3 protein-coding genes are annotated in these 2159 nt (G+C 35.8%); all 3 read right to left on the minus strand.

What is annotated here, in order from left to right; all coding sequences use genetic code 11:
* Positions 1-347 (minus strand): PhoH family protein (locus tag Q7P22_RS09010; RefSeq protein WP_303863395.1); only part of this gene is annotated, 347 nt, incomplete at its 3' end.
* Positions 334-789: a PIN domain-containing protein gene (locus Q7P22_RS09015; RefSeq protein ID WP_303863399.1), complete on the minus strand. Its 456-nt coding sequence runs from the start codon at positions 787-789 to the stop codon at positions 334-336. The genes Q7P22_RS09010 and Q7P22_RS09015, both read right to left, overlap by 14 nt.
* Before the next feature lie 30 nt (positions 790-819).
* On the minus strand, positions 820-2159 hold a 1340-nt coding region (locus Q7P22_RS09020), incomplete at its 5' end, for a hypothetical protein (RefSeq protein ID WP_303863401.1).

A 2159-nucleotide genomic window follows, 5' to 3' on the forward strand; every position in this document is an offset into this window, starting at 1 on the left:
GACATCATTTCAAATTCTCCACCGTCTAATTGTTGTTCTAATGGCAAGAAAAAATTGTCTGTTTTGTCTTCTAAAGTGCCCGGTAGAAAACCTACTTCAGTACCTTCGCCACGGGGTTCTCTTACCCCTAATATCTTTGACTGTGTACCTTTCTCTTTAATGGCATGAAGTGCCATCTGCAAAGATAACAAGGTCTTACCAGAACCATATCCACCTAATATAGCCACAATCGTAATCTCAGGATTCATTAACGCATCAAGAGCACATCTTTGTAATGCATTCTTTCCTTTAATAAAATGAGAGTCAGGAAGATTCAGTCTTACGAATTGCTGTCTATTGTATCTCATTTCTTTTTCTATACACGCGATCATTACCGCTTATCGTGGTTTTCAAATCTTCTAGCCCTTTTACATTGAGGCCAAAGACTTCTCTGCCTATGGTTTTACAACAAATATCATCGGAACAGAAGAGTAGTGGACTCTTCTTATTTTCTCTGTAAGCAGTGGACATAATAACATTATCAGGCGAACTCTCCAATTCAAATTCGCATAAAATATTGTAAATTTCTAAATCAGTCCGTATTACAGTAACTTTGTCAGGATTTTCATCTATCTGACGTATCGCATGTCTTGCTTTATATTTAGTTTCGGAATCTTTGTTAGAAGAAACTTTAATATTTTCAAGTTCTTCTAAGGTTTTTTGTGAAATCATGAACGGTTGGTTCACCAGATCATCCTGTAAGTTTAATACTGCATTCGTGTCCAGAAATATCTTTTGGACGTTTTCCATGCAAAGCCCCTCTTTTCCTAAAATTATAGTCTAGCCTAAAGGATTAATCAGATTGTCTTTTTGGTCGATTAAACCCTTTTTTCTAAGATAATCTTTTAAATCTTTATTTTCTCGCTTTAGTATCCTTGCTTCCTCAATAGCAGCATCACATTTATTTTGTGACTCTTCAACAATTTCTTTTTGTTTGACCACCATATCTGCATAATCGCTATCATCCAATCTCACTTGATCCATAAGAGCTTCTGCATTCATTCTAGCCACTTGAGCCATGCCTTCAGCTGTACCAATATCGAAATTATTCACCTCACCAAAACGATATTGACCTTCACGCAATGCTTTTACCTGTCCGCTCCAAGTTGCGCCACCCTTGCTATTGGTATTGTTAGATATCGCAGAAATTCCATTGGCTTTAGCTAAATCCAAGGCATTTTTATAAGCATCTTTTTTAGCAGTTCCCAAGTCTTTGATTGTTTTAAGATTTTTAAGCATACTATCAGGATCACGTTGAAGATAATTAATAGAATAATTATATTTCTCTGCTTGAGCAGTAGATTGCACCAATTCGATACAAGCGTCTAATTTCAATTGATCATCAGCTGTACTATCATCTAAATATCCAGATAATTTATTGAACATTAACGGACGCATTTCATCATCTGCGGTTGCAAAGGGATCATACCCTAAATCATGTAACACTTTCCTTTTGTTTTGTTCATAAACTTTTTTTGCCTCTTCATCATCAGTCATAGACATTGAAGATAAATTTGACCAATCGGGTTCTTCGGTCTCGCCATCCTTCCAACGCATATCGCTTAATTTAGGTGTTTGAATTTTATCGATATAAGCTTGCCATGCATCAGTCTTTTGACGTTGCGAGTTATTATTTTGGCATGCTAACACACTATCTTCATATATTGATCTAAACCATGGTTTGTCCATATACTCTAAAGCTTCTCTAATAGAGTCTGGTGTAGGGGCGTGTCTAATTTCTTTTCCATTTTTGTGTTCTATCTTATAAACTATTTCCTCAATACAGTCACGACAAATTGTTACATATCCAATTTTATTATGAGGATCATGACTTTTATAAAAAGGAGCCAACATTTTTCTATAGGAAACGTCTACTAATTTACCGCATAAACTACACGTAAACTGTGTCTTCCCAATTTGAGCTAATTGATTCGCTACGGCCGCATCAATATCTTTTTCAACAGCTTTTCGATCCACTGTCTGAATAATAACTTTTGGCTGTTCTGGCGGTTTCATTTGTTTTTTCATACTAGATGACGTAGTAGCGAGAGTTTTAGACGTTTTACGTGTAAGTGACTTTTTTGTAGCCACATCATCACCTACTTTCTTGCTTTTCATAC

Origin of the sequence: Alkalibaculum bacchi (genome assembly GCF_937875145.1) — a bacterium.
Taxonomy (GTDB): domain Bacteria; phylum Bacillota; class Clostridia; order Eubacteriales; family Alkalibacteraceae; genus Alkalibaculum; species Alkalibaculum bacchi_A.

Excerpts from the sequence above, each read along its gene's own strand:
- Q7P22_RS09015 (WP_303863399.1), bottom strand. The coding sequence starts at position 789 with ATGGAAAACGTCCAAAAGATATTTCTGGACACGAATGCAGTATTAAAC.